This is a genomic window from Nakamurella alba (genome assembly GCF_009707545.1).
Lineage (GTDB): Bacteria > Actinomycetota > Actinomycetes > Mycobacteriales > Nakamurellaceae > Nakamurella > Nakamurella alba.
Genome location: NZ_WLYK01000006.1, coordinates 433,408 through 450,025, shown reverse-complemented (window position 1 = coordinate 450,025; position 16,618 = coordinate 433,408). Strand labels below are relative to the sequence as shown.

Below are 16,618 nucleotides of genomic sequence, written 5' to 3'. Positions count from 1 at the left end.
GGCCGGCGCGGATTCCTTTCGTGGCCTCGGAGCGATAGTGGGACGGGCCGCGACGTTCCCGCTGGAACGTCGTGCCCTCCCGGATCGGGGACCTTTTCCGTCGGTGGGCGATGGTTTCGGTCCCGGATGTGGCACTGCCGGTCCGGACCACCGATCGACCCCCGCCCGGCTCGGGAACCGGCTGACCGCAGGTCCTCCCGAATCCGGGACCTTTTCCGTCGGTGGGCCATGGTTTCGGTCCCGGATCTGCACTTCTGACGGGATCACCGCCACCCGGCTCGAGAACCGGTCCGCCGCAGATCCTTCCCGCTGGTCAGGGCAATCAGTGAACCCGACCCTCGACCCACCGCAGTCAGGGCTCGAGAACCGCCACGAGACCCCCACCACCCCGCCCTCAGCGGCTCTCCCGCGGCAACGCCCGGTCGAAGACGGCCATCAGCAGGGCCACCGCGGCGGCGACGAGGACGAAGAGGGCGAGGACGTGCAGACCGCCGGTGGTGGCGCGGTCGCCGTAGACCAGGCCGATGACGGCGGCGGAGACGATGGCGGAGAGGTAGACGCCGGTGCGGGACAGGCCGGCGGCGGCGCCGATGGCGGAGTCGGGCGCGGAGCGGTAGAGCACGGTCTGGTTCGCCACCGACGCGAAGCCCTGCCCGAGCCCGGCCACACCGGACACCAGCACCAGCAACCAGGTACCGCTGCCCGGGTCGAGCAGCAGCATCAGCGCCGCCCCGGCGGTCAGCAGCGACCCGGCGACGATCAGCGGCCAGCGGGTCGGGATCACCCTGGCGATCAGGATCGAGCCGATCCCGGCCAGGATCGCGTTCGGCAGTTGGATCAGCCCGGCCCCGCCGCTGGAGTAGCCGGCCTCCTCCTGCAACCACTGGGAGAGCCCGTAGAGCACGGTGTAGGGCGCCAGGTAGGTGACGAACATCCGCAGGAACGTGCGCACCAGCACCCCGTTGCCACCCAGCATCCGGAGGTCCAGGAAGGGACGCCGGCGGGAGAGTTCCCACCGCACCAGTGCCGCACCCGCCACCAGGGTCAGCACCGCCAACCACCAGCCCGAGGGCCGCAGGTCGTGCAGGAACAGCAGCAGCCCGGTGATCGTCGCGGCGAACAACAGGGTGCCGACGGGATCCAGCAGCTCGACCCACCCCGGCCGGGCCGCGGCTTCGGCGGACCGCGCGGGCCGGGTGCGGTCGGACGGCAGCCACAGGATCCCGAGCACCAGGGCGGTCAGCGCCAGCGGGACGTTGACCAGGAACGTCGCCCGCCAGTCGAACGCGGCGATCAGCACGCCGCCGAGCACCGGACCCACCGCCGTGCTGGACAGGGCGGCGATGGACAGCCCGGACACCAGGGTCTGCGGCGCAGGCCGGCCCAGCCGCAGCGCCTGGTCGCGGATCATGGTCAGCGCCGCGGGGTAGGCGGCGGAGGTGCCGATGCCGATGCCGATCCGGGCCAGCAGGGCCCCGGTGAACCCCGGCACCAACTCGGGCAGCACGCCCGACACCGCGACCAGCGCGGTGCCGAGGAAGAAGATCCGCCGTGGCCCGAGCAGGTCGGCGAGGTTGCCGAGCACCGGCTGCGCCACCGCGCTGGCCAGGTACAGGCCGGTGACCAGCCAGATCACCGTGGCGGTGGGCAGGCCCAGGTCGCGGCCGATCGGCACAAGGGCCACCGCGATCATCGTGGTGTTGATCGGGTTCAGCACGGAGCCCAGCAGCAGCGGGACGGCGAACCGGGCCCCGAAACCCTTCGTCTCCGCGCTCACCCCCACAGACTAGTGAGTCTGCCTAACAAACTTGTCAGCCGGTCAGTGCGCTGTCCACGTAGCCGTGCAGGATCCGCCGGGCCCGGGACGGGGAGAGCGCAGCGTCCGGCAGGTAGGCCTGGACCACCAGACCGTCCATCAGCGCGATGAACTCGACCGCCGCGGACTGCGGGTCGGCGACCCGCAGCGAACCGTCCGCGTCCGCCCGGGCCAGCAGCCGGCCGGCCAGCGCGTGCAGGTCCCGGTAGATCTGCGACTGCCAGGCGCTGTAGGTGGGCCGGTGCGCGGCCATCGCCCAGAAGTCCAGCCACAGCTGCCAGTGCGCGCGGCTCGCGGCATCGGAGCCAAGCAACCCGTCGATCAGCTCGGCCACGCCCTCCCGGCCGGTGGCGGCCTGCTCGGCGCGCTGGTACACCGGATCGGAGAAGCTCTCGGTCTCGAGCTCCAGCACCCCGGCGAGCACCTCCTCGATCCCGGCGAAGTGGTAGGTGACCGTGCCCACGGCGACCTCTCCGGCGGCGGCCACGTCGCGCACCGTGGTGGCGTGCAGCCCGCGCTCGGCGATCACCGAGCGCGCCGCCTCCAGCAGCATCCGGCGCCGTACCTCGGGCGGCAGGCGCCGCGGCCCCCCGGCCATCCGCCCCACCTCCGGTTGTCCCTGCTGCTCGGTGGTTCCTGCAGCTCAGTCGTTCATCCAGTCCAGTCGGTCAGTTGTCCGATTGTGGCACGGATCGCCTGCTCGCGCTGGAACTGACCCCGTGACGGCGGCTGGTCCGGGTGCTACGCTCGCACTCAGATGCTTAATCGGGCAGTTGTACGATAATAGCCGTACGCCGCCACCCGCTCCGATGTCACTCCGCCTCCCAGAAGGGTTGCCCGCCGTGGCCTTCCTCCTCCGCAAGCCGATCCTGGCGCTGTCCGGCAGCGACACGGTCCGCTCGGTGATCACCACCCTGCCGCCGACCCGCGCGGTGGTGGACCGGTTCGTGGCCGGCGAGCACACCGTCGACGTCATCGACGCCGTGGTCCGGCTGCGCGAGCAGGGGCTGCAGGTCACCCTCGACCACCTCGGCGAGTACACGGAGGAGAAGGCGCAGGCCGACGCCACCGTCGCCGCCTACCTGGAGCTGATCGACGCGCTGGTCGTGGCGAACGTCGCAGCCGGCACCGAGCTGTCGGTCAAGCTCTCCGCAGTCGGCCAGTCGCTCCGCGACGGCGGCCACGACTACGCCCTCGCCTCGGCGCGGACCATCGCCGACGCCGCGTACGCGGTCGGCGCCCGGCTGAACCTGGACATGGAGGACCACACCACGGTCGACTCCACCCTGGCGATCCTGGCCGACCTCCGGCGCTCCCACCCGGACGTCGCGGTCGCCGTGCAGGCCATGTTGTTCCGCAGCGAGGACGACCTGAAGACCCTCGCCGGCCCGGGATCCCGGGTGCGGCTGGTCAAGGGTGCCTACGACGAGCCGGCCGAGGTGGCGCACAAGGACCCGGCCGAGGTCGACCTGGCCTACGTCCGCGGGATGAAGATCCTGATGGCGGGAGAGGGCTACCCGATGATCGCCTCGCACGACCCGCGGATGGTGGCCATCGCCGCGCAGCTCGCCGAGGACGCCAGCCGCGCCCCCGACACCTGGGAGCACCAGATGCTCTACGGCATCCGCGCCGACGAGCAGCACCGGTTGGCCGCGCTCGGCCGCACCGTCCGGGTCTACGTGCCCTACGGCACCGACTGGTACGGCTACTTCACCCGCCGGCTCGCCGAGCGCCCGGCGAACCTGCTGTTCTTCCTGCGGGCCATGGTCTCCCGGAACTAGGCGAGCACGCCGGACGAGCCACCGACAGCCACGAGATCCACCAGCCCCCAGCACCACAGACTCCAGCACCACCGAACGCCAGGAGATGTCACCGATGGACGCGATCACCACCCCGCCGGCCCCGGTCAACGAGACCGTGCTGACCTACGCCCCCGGCAGCAAGGAGCGGGCGGAGCTGCAGGCCGCATTGGCCTCGTTCGACTCCGTGCTGGAGCTGCCCGCGGTGATCGGCGGCGACAAGCGGCTGCCCGCAGGTGATCCGTTCCGGGTGGTGGCCCCGTTCGACCATGCCCGGGTGCTCGGCACCTCGGCCAACTCGGTGCAGTCCGACGCGCAGGCCGCGGTCGACGCGGCGCTGGCCGCGGCCCCGGCCTGGCGCTCGCTGTCCTTCGACGACCGCGCCTCGATCCTGCTCCGTGCCGCCGATCTGCTGACCGGCCCCTGGCGCGCCCGGATCAACGCCGCAACGATGCTCGGCCAGGCCAAGACGGCCACCCAGGCGGAGATCGACTCGGCCTGCGAGCTGGCCGACTTCTGGCGCTACAACGTGCATTTCGCTCGCGAGATCCTGGCCGGCCAGCCGATCGCGAACTCGCCCGGCATCTGGAACCGCACCGACCACCGCCCGCTGGAGGGCTTCGTCTACGCGATCACCCCGTTCAACTTCACCGCCATCGCCGGCAACCTGCCGACCGCGCCGGCGCTGATGGGCAACGTCGTCGTCTGGAAGCCGTCGACCACCCAGCAGCTCGCCGCGTCGCTGCTGATGGACCTGCTGACCGAGGCCGGGATGCCGGCTGGTGTCATCAACATGCTGCCCGGTTGGGGAGCCGAGATCTCCGAGGTGCTGCTCGCCCACAAGGATCTCGCCGGTATCCACTTCACCGGGTCCACCAAGGTGTTCCAGAGCCTGTGGGCATCGGTCGGCGCGAACATCGCGAACTACCGCTCCTACCCGCGGCTGATCGGCGAGACCGGCGGCAAGGACTTCGTGCTCGCCCACTCCTCGGCCGACATCGATGTGTTGCGCACCGCTCTCGTCCGCGGCGCCTTCGAGTACTCCGGCCAGAAGTGCTCGGCCGCCTCCCGCGCCTACATCCCGGCCTCGCTCTGGCCGGCGCTGAAGGACGACCTGATCGCCGAGACCGAGGCGCTGAAGGTCGGTTCGGTGGAGGATTTCTCGAACTTCACCTCGGCCGTCATCGACGACCGCTCCTTCGCCCGGTTGAAGGCGGCGATCGACCGGGCGCACGCCACCGACGGGATCGACGTGCTGGCCGGCGGCACCTACGACGACTCGACCGGGTACTTCGTCCGGCCCACCCTGCTGCAGGGCACCGATCCCCGTGACGAGATCTTCTGCAACGAGTACTTCGGGCCGGTGCTGTCGATCCACGTCTACCAGGACAACGCGTTCGATGCGGTGCTCACCGAGGTCGACACCGCCTCGCCGTACGCGCTGACCGGCTCCATCATCGCCCGTGACCGCTATGCGGTGGCGAAGGCGTCGGAGGGGCTGCGGTTCACCGCGGGTAACTTCTACATCAACGACAAGCCGACCGGCGCGGTCGTCGGGCAGCAGCCGTTCGGCGGTGGCCGGGCCTCCGGCACCAACGACAAGGCCGGTGCCGCGGTCAACCTGCTGCGCTGGACCTCGCCGCGGTCCATCAAGGAGACCTTCGTGGCACCGATCTCGGTGGGCTACCCGCACCAGGGCTGAACCGCACCTGGCCGACCGCTACGGCGGCCCGAGGATGGCGTCGAACCCGGCGCGCACCTCGTCGACGAAGATCCCCGGCTGTTCCATCGCCGCGAAGTGACCGCCGCGCACCGGCTCCGAGAAGTACCGGATGTCCGGGAAGCGGCGCTCCGCCCAGCGACGGGACGGCCGGGGCACGTCGCGGAACACCGAGCACGCCGTCGGCACCCGCACCAGGTCGGCCGGTCCAGGCGGGCTCGAGAGGCGTTGCTGCACAGTGCCGATGCTCTCCCAGTACAACCGTGCCGACGAGGCGGCGGTGCGGGTGAGCCAGTACAGGGTCACGTCGTCCAGTACCTGGTCCCTGGTCAGCACCGACCACAGATCGCCGGTGCCGGCGGTGTCCACCCACGACCGGAACCGCTCCAGGATCCAGGCGAGCTGGCCGGCCGGAGAGTCGGTGAGGGCGTAGCCCAGGGTCTGCGGCCGGGTGCGCTGCTGCTCGGTGTACCCGGCGCCGTCGTCGACGGCCGCCTCCAGCAGTCGCACCGCCTCCTGCTCGCCCGCTGTCCACGGCGGATCACCGGCGGCCACCAGTGGCGGCGTCAGGTGGATCCCCAGCAGCCGGGCGGGATGTCGGAGCGCCAGCTCGGTGGTGATGCTGGTGCCCCAGTCGCCGCCGGAGGCGAGGAACCGCTCGTACCCCAGCGCCGACATCAGCTCCGCCCAGGCATCCGCGATCCGCTCGATGCCCCAGCCGGTCTCGCGCGGCGGCGGGCTGAACCCGTAGCCGGGCAGCGACGGGCAGATCACATGGAACGCCCGGCCGTGATCCGGTGCGGTGAGCGGCCCGATGACGTCGAGGAACTCGAGCACCGACCCGGGCCAGCCGTGGGTGAGCAGCAGCGGTACCGCGGCCGGGTCGGCGGACCGGGCGTGCACGACATGCAGACGAGTACCGCCGATGTCGAGCAACTCCTGCGGGAAGATGTTGAGCCGCCGCTCGATCCGCCACGGGTCGTACTGCTGTGCCCAGTACCCGCAGAGGTCCACCAGTTCGGCGAGCGGCACACCCTGGGACGGGTCGGTCTCGGCGTCCGGCCAGCGGGTCCGGCGCAACCGGTCCCGCAGGTCGTCGACGTCGGCGGCCTCGATCCGTACCCGGAACGGCGTCATCGCAACAGGTATCGTCCGGGACCTGTCACTGCTCGTCCAGCTTTCCGCTCGCCTCGTCGGCCAGCGGGCGGGCAGCGATGACCGGATACTCGCCGGTGATCGCCATCCGCTCCTGCGCCACCGCCATCACCCGTTTGCGGGCCAGGTACCAGCCGCCGATCAACGCCGGGATGATCACGACCAGGGTGCTCACCGTCCAGGTGCCGATCGGTGCGTCGAAGCCCATCAGCACCAGCACCAGCAGCAGGAAGGCCAGCGTCGCGTACCCGGTCCAGGGCGCGCCGGGCATCCGGAAGGCCGGCCGGTGCAGGATGCCCTTCTGCCACCAGCGGTACAGCTGCAGCTGGCACACCACGATGGTGGCCCAGGAGGCGATGATGCCGAGAGCCGACATGTTGAGCACGATCTCGAACGCCTCGCCCGGATTGAGCGCGTTCAGGCCGACGCCGAGCAGGGTGATGCAGCCGGTCAGCAGGATGCCGCCGAACGGCACCCCGTTCCGGCTCATCTTCCCGGTGAACCGCGGTGCGCTGCCGTTCATCGCCATCGAGCGCAGGATCCGGCCGGTCGAGTACAGGCCGGCGTTCAGCGAGGACAGCGCGGCGGTGAGCACCACGATGTTCATCAGGGTGCCGCCGCCGCCGAACCCGATGTGCGAGAAGAACGTGACGAAGGGACTCTCGCTCGCCTGGTAGGTGGTGTAGGGCAGCAGCAGGGCCAGCAGCACCAGCGACCCGACGTAGAAGATCGCGATCCGGAAGATCACCGAGTTGATGGCCCGCGGCATGATCTTGGCCGGGTTCTCCGTCTCCCCGGCGGCGGTGCCGACGAGTTCGACGGCCGCGTAGGCGAACACCACGCCGGAGGTGACCAGCACCAGCGGCAACGCGCCGGTCGGGAAGAGCCCGCCGCTGTCCGAGAGCATACCGAAACCGGTTGGTTCGCCGTCGATCTCGAAGCGGCCGGCGAGGAACACGGTGCCCACCACCAGGAAGGCGACCAGCGCGATCACCTTGACCATCGCCGCCCAGAACTCCAGCTCGCCGAACAGCTTCACCGAGATCAGGTTCATCGCCAGCACGATGGCCAGCGCGATGAGCGCGATCAACCACTGCGGGATCCCGCCGAAGGCGTTCCAGTAGTGCATGTAGGTGGCGATCGCCGTGACGTCGACGATCGAGGTCATCGCCCAGTTCAGGAAGTACATCCAGCCGGCGACGAAGGCGGCCTTCTCGCCGAGGAACTCACGGGCGTAGGAGACGAACGACCCCGACGACGGGCGGTGCAGCACCAGCTCGCCGAGCGCGCGCAGGATGAAGAAGACGAAGACGCCGCAGATCGCGTAGATGATGAACAGACCCGGGCCGGCGCTGGCCAACCGGCCGCCGGCGCCGAGGAACAGGCCGGTGCCGATCGCGCCGCCGATGGCGATCATCTGCAGCTGCCGGGGCTTGAGGCCCTTGTGGTAGCCCTCGTCCTCGTGGGCCAGCGCCGAGTTGTCGTACGCGTCCCGGTCGACGGTCATGGGTCCCCCTTCGCGACAGCACGTGTCTCGTGCGCGAGAGGGAACATACTGCTACCCACGTCACCGGAGCGGCACGCTGTGTGACATTCCGATGACGCGTCCGGACAACCGGGTCACCAGGTGACGGGCAGCGCCTCCACGCCGTGCACCACGGAGTAGTCGCGGAAGGCGATCTGGCCGGCCGGCACCGCCGGCTGCAGGTCGGGCAGGCGGGCGAACAGCCTCGGGTAGGCGATGCGCAGCTCCATCCGGGCCAGCTCGGCGCCCACGCAGCGGTGGATCCCGTGGCCGAAGGCGAAGTGCGACACCGGTTCCCGGTCGGCGACGAAGCGCTCCAGGTCCGGTCCCAGCGCCGGGTCGCGGTCGTTGGCGGTGAGCGAGACCAGCAGCATCTCGCCGGCGGCGATCGGCACCCCGCCGACCTCCATGTCCTCCTTGGCGAACCGCGGGAACGCCATCTGCACCACGGTCAGATAACGCAGCAGCTCCTCGACGATCTTCCGGGTGGCCGCCTCGTCGTCCAGCGAGGCGCGCACCTCCGGTTCCGCCTGCATCAGCACCAGGGTGCCCAGCGCCAGCATGCTGGCGGTGGTCTCGTGGCCGCCGACCAGCAGCCCGTCGGCCAGACCGGCCAGCTCGCGGTCCGTGAGGTCGTCGCCGTGCTCGCGGATCAGCATGCCGAGCAGGCCCTCGCCGGGGTCCGCCCGCTGCTGCGCGACCAGTTCGCCCATGTACTCCAGCGAGTCGCTGATCGCGTCCAGGCCGGTGCCGACGCCGCCGAAGATGTCGAACCGGGAACCGGTCAGCCGGCCGAAGTCCTCGCGGTCCGGGAACGGCACGTCCAGCAGCTCGCAGATGACCAGCGACGGCACCGGCATCGCCACCTGCTCGACGAAGTCGGCTCCCGGGCCGGCCTGCTGCAGGGCGTCGAGCCGTTGGTCGACGATCTCCTCGATCCGCGGCACCAGCCGCTGCAGCCGGCGCATGGTGAACTCCGGCGTCAGTGCCTTGCGCATCCGGGTGTGGAACGGCGGGTCGGCGAAGCCGAGGCCGCCCGGGTCCTGTTCGGCGGAGGCGATACCACCGGTGGTCTCGGTGAGCCGGGCGAAGTCGTTGCTGAAGGCGGCCGGGTCGCCGAGCACCTTCCGGGCCTCGGCGTAGCCGGTGACCAGCCACGCGCTGATGCCGAACGGGAACTGCAGCTTGCGCACCGGCTGGGTCTCCCGGGTCTGCCCGAGCGCCGGGATCGGATCGAAACCGTCCCGCTGCAGCGGCATGAACGCCTCCGCCATGGCCGCCGCCTGCGCGGCCATCGCGGCGTCCTCGTCGGTCTCCGGTACCTGGCTGTTCTCGCTCACCATTCGACAGTGCCATGTCACGCGCCGTGGCGACTGCTCCGACGGAGTGACCGGCGCCACGCCGGGCCCTTCTCCGGTGATCATCTGCGTCATAGAGTGCCGCCATGCAGATCCGCACCGCCGTCGTGCAGGCCGAGGGGAAGAAGGCGACCGGGTTCGAGATCCCGCCGGCCTCGGTGGCCGAGCTCGGGACCGGCAAACGTTTCAAGGTGGTCGTCACCGTCAACGGCGGCTACAGCTACCGCAGCAGCGTGGCCTCGATGGGTGGCGCGTTCATGATCCCGTTGTCCGCCGAGCACCGGACCGCCGCGGGCGTGCAGGCCGGTGACGAGGTCGACCTGACGGTGGAGCTGGACGAGGCGCCGCGCGAGTTGGAGATCCCGGAGGACCTGGCCGCCGCGCTCGCCGCGGACCCGGCGGCGCAGGCGTTCTTCGACGGGCTCTCGTTCAGCGGCAAGCGCGTGCACACCCTGGCCGTCGAGGGTGCGAAGACCGCGGAGACCCGGCAGCGCCGGATCGCCGCCGCGGTGGACAAGCTGTCCCGCGGGATCGCCCGGTAGCCGACATGCCCGTGCTGGTGATGGGCGCGACCGGGAACACCGGTGCCGCGGTCACCGGCGCCCTGCGCGCGCAGGGGATCGAGGTGCTGGCGGTGAGCCGGCGGGCGCAGGAGTGGCCGTCCGGCGTGCGCGGTGTGGTGGCTGACGTCAACGATCCGGACGGGCTGCGCAGCGCCGCGCGCGACGCCACCGGTGCCTACCTGCTGAGCGGCTACCCGGCCGAGGCCGGCCTGCTGGACTCACTGCCGGCCGACGCCCCGGTGGTGCTGTTGTCGTCGAGTTCCGTCGCGCTGGACCCGGAGCGCGCCCGCTCCAACCCGGTGGCCGGCTACCACCTGGGCTCCGAGGAGGCGGTGCGGGCGTCCGGGCACCCGTGGACGATCCTGCGGCCCAACTCGTTCATGGCCAACGCGCTGCGCTGGCTGCCGCAGCTGCGCGACGGCGACGTGGTGCGCGGCCAGTTCGGCGACATACCGGTGGCCGTGGTCGATCCCGACGACATCGGGGCGGTGGCCGCGGCGGCCTTCGCGGATCCGTCCGTCCACGCCGCCCGGACCTACCGGCTCAGCGGCCCGGCGGCGCTCACCCCGGCCGAGCAGGTACGGATCCTCGGCGAGGGCATCGGCCGGTCCCTGCGGTTCGAGGGCTGGGACGACGAGCAGGCCCGGACCGAGATGGGCCGGGACATGCCGGCCGAGTACGTGGACGCCTTCTTCGGGATCTTCCGCGGCGGCCTGGCCGACGAGACCACCGTGCAGCCGGACGTCGGGCGGGTGCTGGGGCGGCCGCCCGCGACCTTCGCCGGCTGGGTGGCCCGGCACGCGGCGGAGTTCCGCCGGCCGGTCTGATCCAGCCGGTCACCTCCGGCCGGTCACATCCAGCTGGTCACATCCAACACAGGCCACAGGTCGGGGCGTAGGGGTCGGGGCCGGCGGTGGTGCCGGCGGCGGCGGGTGCGGCGGACAGGGCGACCGTGGCGGCGGCGCCGAGGGTGACGGCCGCGGTGGCGAGGCGCTGCAGGTGCCGGCGGATGGTGCGCATCATGATCGTTTCCTTCGCGTCGTGGAGTGGAGCGGCGGTGGGGGAACGGCGGGGGTTGCGGGGTTGGGGAGGGTCCGGGGCTGCGGCAGGCGGTGCCGAGGAACCCGGCGTGATCGGTGGCCGGCGATCGGCCGTGGGTGATGGGTGGTGCTCGGTGCTGCACGACCAGTAGAGCCGGTTCGGCCCCGCTCCGGGAACGTTCCCGGCAGGTCGTGTCCGGAACCGGCCATCCTGCGGCGACGACCTTGTCCGGCGCCGGACGCCGCTGGTCAGGTGGTCCCCGAGAGGAGGACGACCGACATGACACGTCCAGACACGACGACAGACCGGGCAACTGCCCATGCAACAACTGCCCGCGCGGCGACAGCAGGCAGCACCTCGGTGCCGCCCCGAGGTCCGCGCGCCGTCGCCTGCACCCGCACCGCGGTGCCGGCCCAGCGCCGCGACCGCGGCACGGTGGTGCTGGTGGACCCGCTGCACACCGGTGCCGGGTTCAAGCGGGCCGCCCGGGAGCGCGGGTACCGGGTGGTCGCGATCTACACGATGCCCCGGGAGGTGCTGCGGGCGATCGATCCGGAGTACACCCGCGGTGCCGTGCTCAACCTGCACACCCGGGACGTCCCGCGGGCGGCCCGCTCCCTGCCGTCCGACGTGGTCGCGGTGGTGCCCGCCACCGAGCCCTCGGTCGATTTCGCCGACCGGCTGGCGGCCCGGCTCGGGTTGCCCGGGAACCTGCCGGCCACCGCACGCGCCCGCCGCGACAAGACCGAGATGCGGCGCCGCGCCGTCGGATCCGGCATCCGGGTGCCCCGCCACCAGGTCACCCACGCGGCCGGGATCCGCTCCGCCGCCGACGCTCTCGGTTACCCGGCGATCCTCAAGCCGCCGACCGGGGCCGGATCGGCCGGTGTCACCCTGCTGCCGGACGCCGCCGCGGCCGACCGTGCGGTGGCCGCCCTCACCGGGACCGACCTGTTCGGCGCCCCGGTGCTGCGGTACCTGGTCGAGGAGTACGTCCGCGGCCGCGAGCTCGCGGTCAACGTCTTCACCGTCGACGGGGTGCACCAGCTGGTCGACGTCTGGGAGTACCGCCGGCCCGACGGTGCCGACTACGACCAGCCCTACTGGGATGTCGTGCAGCTGGATCCGGACGACCCGGCCGCCGCGGCCGGCTGGGCCTTCGCACGCACGGTGATCGACGCCTTCGGTGTGCGCACCGGGCCCAGCCACACCGAGATCAAGCTCGGCGCCGCGGGTCCGGTACTGATCGAGACGGCCAGCCGGCTGCCCGGCGCGCACATGACGGACGTCTGGGCCGCGCACGCGGGTCTCCGCCCGTTCGAGGCGACCATCCAGGCGCTGTGCGCCGACGGCACCGCCGGCCGTGGCGCGCTGGCGGCGTTCACCCGGCCCGTCACCTTCGACGCCCGACCGGCCGTCTGCTGCATCGGCAACGACGACCGCCCCGGCCTGCTCACCGCCGTACACGGGATCGACGACGTGCTGGCGATCCCCGGAGTGGCGCAGGTCCTGCTCGGATACGAGGTGGGACAACAGGTCCCGCTCACCACCGGGCTGGACAGCGTCGTCGCCACCGTCCTGCTGTCCGCCCCCGACCGCCACACCCTCACCGACGTCCTCGACCGCGTCCGCGGCACCCTGAAGGTGGAGATCTCATGATCAACCTCGTCCCCGGCAAGTCCCTGCTGAAGTTCGACAGCCAGCTCCCGCTGTACAACTGGCTCTACCCGATGAAGGGCCAGGACCTGGACACGGTCACCCACGGCGAGCTGTTCACCTCGGTCGACACCGCCTACGTCCGTGGGCGTTCGCTGTACTTCCACATCCCGTTCTGCGACACCATCTGCACCTTCTGCACGCTCAACCGCGGCATCGGGCACACCGGTGACGAGGCGGTCGAGGCCTACGTGCAGGCCCTGGTCAAGGAGGTTGCGATCAAGGCCCGGCACGCATCGGTCACCGCACTGCCGATCACCGCGATCTTCTTCGGCGGCGGCAGCCCGAGCATCCTGACGGCCGGCCAGATCCGCCGGATCGGCCAGGCGATCCACACCCACTTCGACATGAGCCAACTGCGCGAGTTCTGCTTCGAGGTGGAGGTGAAAAGCGTCACCGAGGAGAAGTGCGCGGCGATGCGCGACATCGGAGTCAACAAGGTGCGTTTCGGCTGCCAGTCGTTCGACCCGACCTACCGCCGGCTGTTCAACATCACCGCCTCGGTGGAACAGACCTACGCCGCGGTCGAGATGTTCTCCCGGTACTTCGAGTGGACCAGCCTGGACATGATCTACGGGATGCACGGGCAGAGCTTCGAGCAGTTCTCCTCGGACATCGAGCAGGCGATGGCGCTCGGCACCGGCACGATGGAGCTCTACCCGATCACCAACATCGTCACCCAGGCACCGCTGCACCACGGCTACGCGGCGAAAGGCCTGCAGCCGCTGAGCTTCACGCACAAGATGGCGATGACCATCTACCTCAACCAGTACCTGCGCGCCTCCGGCTGGCAGCAGCACAACGGCCACGGCTTCCTGCGGCTGCCGGAGGGGCACGTCCGCGAGCCGCAGTTCATCTCCCGCGCCTACACCAACATCTACAACGAGTACTGCTGGGCCTACCACGATCTCGACCTGATCGGCTTCGGCTCCAGCGCGATCTCCCAGGTCGACCGGTTCACCGTGATGAACGACGAGAACCGGGTCAGCTACACGAAGCGGCTGCTGGAGGAGGACGACTTCCGGATCAACGTGAGCGTCGCCGACGACCTGCCCTGGGCCCGCGGGCTGGTGCTGCGGCTGCCGTACTTCGGGTTCGTCGAGAAGTCGCTGATCCCGTGGGAGCACATCCCGGCGGAGATGGTCGACAAGCTGGGTCGACTGGTCGACGAGGGACTGCTCGAGGAGGACGAGAAGGAGTACCGCGTCACCGAACTCGGCTGGATCTGGTACGTCGACATGATGTACTACCTGTCCCCGGCGGACGACCAGCGGATCCTCGACGAGTTCGTCGAGCTCAAGGACCGCACCCGGGGCATCACCGACGGCGACCGGCGCACGCTGCCGCTCACGCCGATCGGCGGTGGCGGCACCGCCGGCGCACCCGCCTGCGGGACCGGATGCGGCAGCGCGGCCCGGCCGCCCGCCCGGGTGTTGCAGGGAGCCGTGTGATGACGGCACCGGAATCGGGGCTGCGGTCGCTGCTGCCGGCCACCCGGCCGGCCCGTCTGCTCTCCGGCGGCGCGCTGCTCAGCTCGGTCGCGTTCTTCGCCGTGATGCCCTTCGGCACGCTGTACCTCGCGGCGGTCACCGATCTCGGCGCGGCGGCCATCGGCGCGGTCGTCGGCAGCGTCTCGCTGATCGGCGCCATCGGCGGGGTGTTCGGCGGCCTGCTGGCCGACCGGATCGGCGCCCTGCGCACCCTGCAGCTGGGCCTGGTGCTCAACGTGCTGACCTTCGGGGCCTTCGCCGTGGCCCGCGAGACCTGGCTGCTGATCACGCTCTTCGCCCTGCTCGGGGTGGCCCGGCTGCTGGTCGAACCGGCCACCAAGAACCTGATGTCCACGGTCTCCGGGGACGCCCGGGTGTTCCGGCTGCGGTACATGATCCTGTGTGTCGGGGCGATCGCCGGGCCGCTGATCGGTGCCGCGCTCTACCACGTCGGCCCGGCGGCGTTCTTCCTGGTGCCGGCCGCCTTCTTCGCCGGCTACCTGGTACTGATGGCCACCTCACGGGGTGACTTCCCGGACACGCTCACCCGGGACCCGGCCGCCGGGCTGCCCGGCGGCGGTGCCCTGCGGCGGGCGGTGACCGACCGCCGGCTGCTCGCCGCGGTGGCGGCCGGTGCCGTGGTGTTCTTCGTGTTCTCCCAGCTGGAGTCCATGGTGCCGCTCGCCATGCAGAGCACCTTCGGCGACCGGACGGCATCGCTGTTCGCCGGCCTGCTCATCGCGAATGCGGTGCTGGCACTGTGTTTCCAGCCGCTCGCCGACAAGCTGTCCGCCCGGCTGGGCCACCGGGCACTCGTGTTCACCGGCGCAGCGGCCTTCGCCCTGGCCTTCGGCTGCTTCGCGCTGATGGACGTCTCCCCGGTCTGGCTGTACGTCGGGGTGGCGGTCTGGACCGTCGGCGAGGGACTGCTGCTGCCGCTGCCGGACATGGCCGTGCACGACCTGGCCACCCCCGAGAACAAGGGCGCCTACTTCGGTCTCGCCGAACTCCGGTACGTCGGGTTCTTCGCCGGCCCACTGGCCGGTGGCGCGCTGATCGGCACCACCGGCACCGGGGTCCCGCCGGTCTACTACCTGGTGATGGCGCTGGCCATCGGTGTCGCGGTGCCGTTCCTGCTGCTCCGCCGGCAGGCACCCGAACAGGAACCGGGCGGCGCGGATCGCGGTGCCGGCGACCCTGCGGCTGACCGGGTGGAGGAGGTGTCCGGTGTCCCGGCGTGAGCGCGTGGTGATCGCGCACCGGATCCCGGCCGCCGTCACCCCGCTCGGCAGCTGGTTGACCGAGATCGCCGACGACGTCGTGCTCGTCACCTCCGCGGAAGCGGCGGACGGCTACCGCGGGGCCATGGGTGAGGTGATCGCCGTCGCCGACTACGGATCGAACGAGACGGTCGAGGTGCTGCGAAGGCTGTGCCGGGACGGCGGGGTGTCGCGGATCGTCTCCGGCACCGAGGACGACGTGCTGCGGGTCGCCGCGGTGCGGGAGGAGTTCGGCCTGCCCGGGATGCACACCGTCGCGGCCACCGCCTTCATCGACAAACTGGTGATGAAGGCGGCGGCAGGCCGGGCGGTCGAGGTACCACGGCACACCGGGGACATCGACCCGGATCACCTGCGGGACTTCGCCTCCCGGGTGCCCGGACCGTGGGTGGTCAAGCCGCGACGCAGCTACGGCTCGCGCGGGATCGAGGTGGTCACCGGGATCGGCCACCTGCTCGCCGAGACCGCCGGCCGCGACCCGGACGACACCCTGGTCGAGCAGTTCGTCGACGGGACCCTGCACCACGTCGACGGTTTCATGTGCGGTGGCGAGGTGGTGCTGGCGCTGCCGTCGGAATACCTGGGCACCTGCCTGTCGTTCCAGGACAGCACGCCGCTCGGCAGTGTCCAGCTGGATGCCGCCGACCCGGTGTGCCGGCAGCTGGTGGACTTCGCCCACGCGGTGGTCGGCGCGCTGCCGGCCACCGATGCCGGGCCGTTCCACCTCGAGGTGTTCCGGCGCCCGGACGGATCCCTGGTGTTCTGCGAGATCGCCTGCCGGCTCGGCGGCGGTCACATCATGGAGTCGCTGACCTACCGACTGGGGGTCAACCCGGTGCAGGTCTGGTACCGGCTCCAGGCCGGTCTGCCCGCGGACATCCCGACCGTGCCCGCGGCCGGCAGCGTCGGGTTCCTGCTGGTGCCACCGCGGATCGGCACCCTCACCGCCATCGACACCCCGGACCTGCCCGGATACGTCCGCGACTTCTGCATCCGGACCGAGGTGCCACGCGACTTCCGCGGCGCCACCGCCAGTACCGACGAACTGCTCGGTTTCGTCGTCGACGGCCCCACCGCCGCGACCGTCCGGGAGAACCTGCGTTCCTGCACCGCCCTCGCCGACCGCATCACCACCTGGGTCTGACCCCTCACACG

General features: G+C 71.2%; 14 protein-coding genes. 8 read left to right on the top strand and 6 right to left on the bottom strand.

Annotation, left to right across the window (positions count from 1 at the left end; all coding sequences use genetic code 11):
* Positions 1-394: 394 nt before the first annotated feature.
* Entirely contained in the window at positions 395-1,777 is a 1,383-nt protein-coding gene (locus GIS00_RS17230; RefSeq protein WP_154769643.1) for an MFS transporter, read from the bottom strand.
* A 34-nt stretch (positions 1,778-1,811) separates the two neighbouring features.
* The gene (locus tag GIS00_RS17225; RefSeq protein WP_154769642.1) at positions 1,812-2,414 is read right to left on the bottom strand and encodes a TetR/AcrR family transcriptional regulator; all 603 of its coding nucleotides are present in this window, start codon (positions 2,412-2,414) and stop codon (positions 1,812-1,814) included.
* A gap of 244 nt (positions 2,415-2,658) precedes the next feature.
* Here GIS00_RS17225 and GIS00_RS17220 point away from each other — a divergent pair, with 244 nt between their 5' ends.
* Both GIS00_RS17220 and pruA read left to right on the top strand, forming a co-directional pair.
* Entirely contained in the window at positions 2,659-3,597 is a 939-nt protein-coding gene (locus GIS00_RS17220; RefSeq protein WP_322098066.1) for a proline dehydrogenase family protein, read from the top strand.
* A gap of 94 nt (positions 3,598-3,691) precedes the next feature.
* A complete protein-coding gene (gene pruA / locus GIS00_RS17215; protein ID WP_154769640.1) occupies positions 3,692-5,317 on the top strand; it encodes an L-glutamate gamma-semialdehyde dehydrogenase in 1,626 nt (541 codons plus the stop codon).
* An 18-nt stretch (positions 5,318-5,335) separates the two neighbouring features.
* Here pruA and GIS00_RS17210 read toward each other — a convergent pair whose 3' ends face one another.
* The 3 genes from GIS00_RS17210 to GIS00_RS17200 form a co-directional block, all read right to left on the bottom strand.
* The gene (locus GIS00_RS17210) at positions 5,336-6,472 is read right to left on the bottom strand and encodes an epoxide hydrolase family protein (RefSeq protein WP_154769639.1); all 1,137 of its coding nucleotides are present in this window, start codon (positions 6,470-6,472) and stop codon (positions 5,336-5,338) included.
* A 25-nt stretch (positions 6,473-6,497) separates the two neighbouring features.
* The gene (locus tag GIS00_RS17205; protein WP_154769638.1) at positions 6,498-7,997 is read right to left on the bottom strand and encodes an amino acid permease; all 1,500 of its coding nucleotides are present in this window, start codon (positions 7,995-7,997) and stop codon (positions 6,498-6,500) included.
* A 113-nt stretch (positions 7,998-8,110) separates the two neighbouring features.
* Entirely contained in the window at positions 8,111-9,358 is a 1,248-nt protein-coding gene (locus GIS00_RS17200) for a cytochrome P450 (RefSeq protein ID WP_154769637.1), read from the bottom strand.
* A 101-nt stretch (positions 9,359-9,459) separates the two neighbouring features.
* Here GIS00_RS17200 and GIS00_RS17195 point away from each other — a divergent pair, with 101 nt between their 5' ends.
* Both GIS00_RS17195 and GIS00_RS17190 read left to right on the top strand, forming a co-directional pair.
* Positions 9,460-9,915 carry a YdeI/OmpD-associated family protein gene (locus GIS00_RS17195; protein WP_154769636.1) on the top strand — a complete coding sequence of 152 codons (456 nt, stop codon included), beginning with the start codon at positions 9,460-9,462 and terminating at the stop codon, positions 9,913-9,915.
* A 5-nt stretch (positions 9,916-9,920) separates the two neighbouring features.
* Positions 9,921-10,763 (top strand): NAD(P)H-binding protein, encoded by an 843-nt coding sequence (locus GIS00_RS17190; RefSeq protein ID WP_154769635.1) that lies wholly within the window; start codon positions 9,921-9,923, stop codon positions 10,761-10,763.
* A 37-nt stretch (positions 10,764-10,800) separates the two neighbouring features.
* On the opposite strand, the gene GIS00_RS17185 is transcribed toward GIS00_RS17190, so the two are convergent.
* Positions 10,801-10,959 (bottom strand): hypothetical protein, encoded by a 159-nt coding sequence (locus GIS00_RS17185; RefSeq protein WP_154769634.1) that lies wholly within the window; start codon positions 10,957-10,959, stop codon positions 10,801-10,803.
* A gap of 297 nt (positions 10,960-11,256) precedes the next feature.
* Between GIS00_RS17185 and GIS00_RS17180 the strand changes: the two genes are divergently transcribed.
* From GIS00_RS17180 to GIS00_RS17165, 4 genes are read left to right on the top strand one after another with little or no spacing between them, the layout of a single operon-like run.
* On the top strand, positions 11,257-12,636 hold the full coding sequence (locus GIS00_RS17180; protein WP_154769633.1) for an ATP-grasp domain-containing protein: 1,380 nt from the start codon (positions 11,257-11,259) through the stop codon (positions 12,634-12,636).
* Positions 12,633-14,144, top strand: coding sequence for a coproporphyrinogen-III oxidase family protein (locus GIS00_RS17175; RefSeq protein WP_154769632.1), 1,512 nt, complete (start codon positions 12,633-12,635; stop codon positions 14,142-14,144). Before GIS00_RS17180 ends, GIS00_RS17175 begins: the two co-directional genes overlap by 4 nt.
* Positions 14,144-15,424, top strand: coding sequence for an MFS transporter (locus tag GIS00_RS17170; RefSeq protein WP_196073328.1), 1,281 nt, complete (start codon positions 14,144-14,146; stop codon positions 15,422-15,424). The genes GIS00_RS17175 and GIS00_RS17170 overlap by 1 nt, the downstream gene beginning before the upstream one ends.
* Entirely contained in the window at positions 15,411-16,607 is a 1,197-nt protein-coding gene (locus GIS00_RS17165) for an ATP-grasp domain-containing protein (protein WP_154769630.1), read from the top strand. Before GIS00_RS17170 ends, GIS00_RS17165 begins: the two co-directional genes overlap by 14 nt.
* Positions 16,608-16,618 lie beyond the last annotated feature (11 nt).

Excerpts from the sequence above, each read along its gene's own strand:
- GIS00_RS17225 (WP_154769642.1), bottom strand. The coding sequence starts at position 2,414 with ATGGCCGGGGGGCCGCGGCGCCTGCCGCCCGAGGTACGGCGCCGGATG.
- pruA (WP_154769640.1), top strand. The coding sequence starts at position 3,692 with ATGGACGCGATCACCACCCCGCCGGCCCCGGTCAACGAGACCGTGCTG.
- GIS00_RS17210 (WP_154769639.1), bottom strand. The coding sequence starts at position 6,472 with ATGACGCCGTTCCGGGTACGGATCGAGGCCGCCGACGTCGACGACCTG.
- GIS00_RS17205 (WP_154769638.1), bottom strand. The coding sequence starts at position 7,997 with ATGACCGTCGACCGGGACGCGTACGACAACTCGGCGCTGGCCCACGAG.
- GIS00_RS17200 (WP_154769637.1), bottom strand. The coding sequence starts at position 9,358 with ATGGTGAGCGAGAACAGCCAGGTACCGGAGACCGACGAGGACGCCGCG.
- GIS00_RS17195 (WP_154769636.1), top strand. The coding sequence starts at position 9,460 with ATGCAGATCCGCACCGCCGTCGTGCAGGCCGAGGGGAAGAAGGCGACC.
- GIS00_RS17190 (WP_154769635.1), top strand. The coding sequence starts at position 9,921 with ATGCCCGTGCTGGTGATGGGCGCGACCGGGAACACCGGTGCCGCGGTC.
- GIS00_RS17185 (WP_154769634.1), bottom strand. The coding sequence starts at position 10,959 with ATGATGCGCACCATCCGCCGGCACCTGCAGCGCCTCGCCACCGCGGCC.
- GIS00_RS17180 (WP_154769633.1), top strand. The coding sequence starts at position 11,257 with ATGACACGTCCAGACACGACGACAGACCGGGCAACTGCCCATGCAACA.
- GIS00_RS17175 (WP_154769632.1), top strand. The coding sequence starts at position 12,633 with ATGATCAACCTCGTCCCCGGCAAGTCCCTGCTGAAGTTCGACAGCCAG.
- GIS00_RS17170 (WP_196073328.1), top strand. The coding sequence starts at position 14,144 with ATGACGGCACCGGAATCGGGGCTGCGGTCGCTGCTGCCGGCCACCCGG.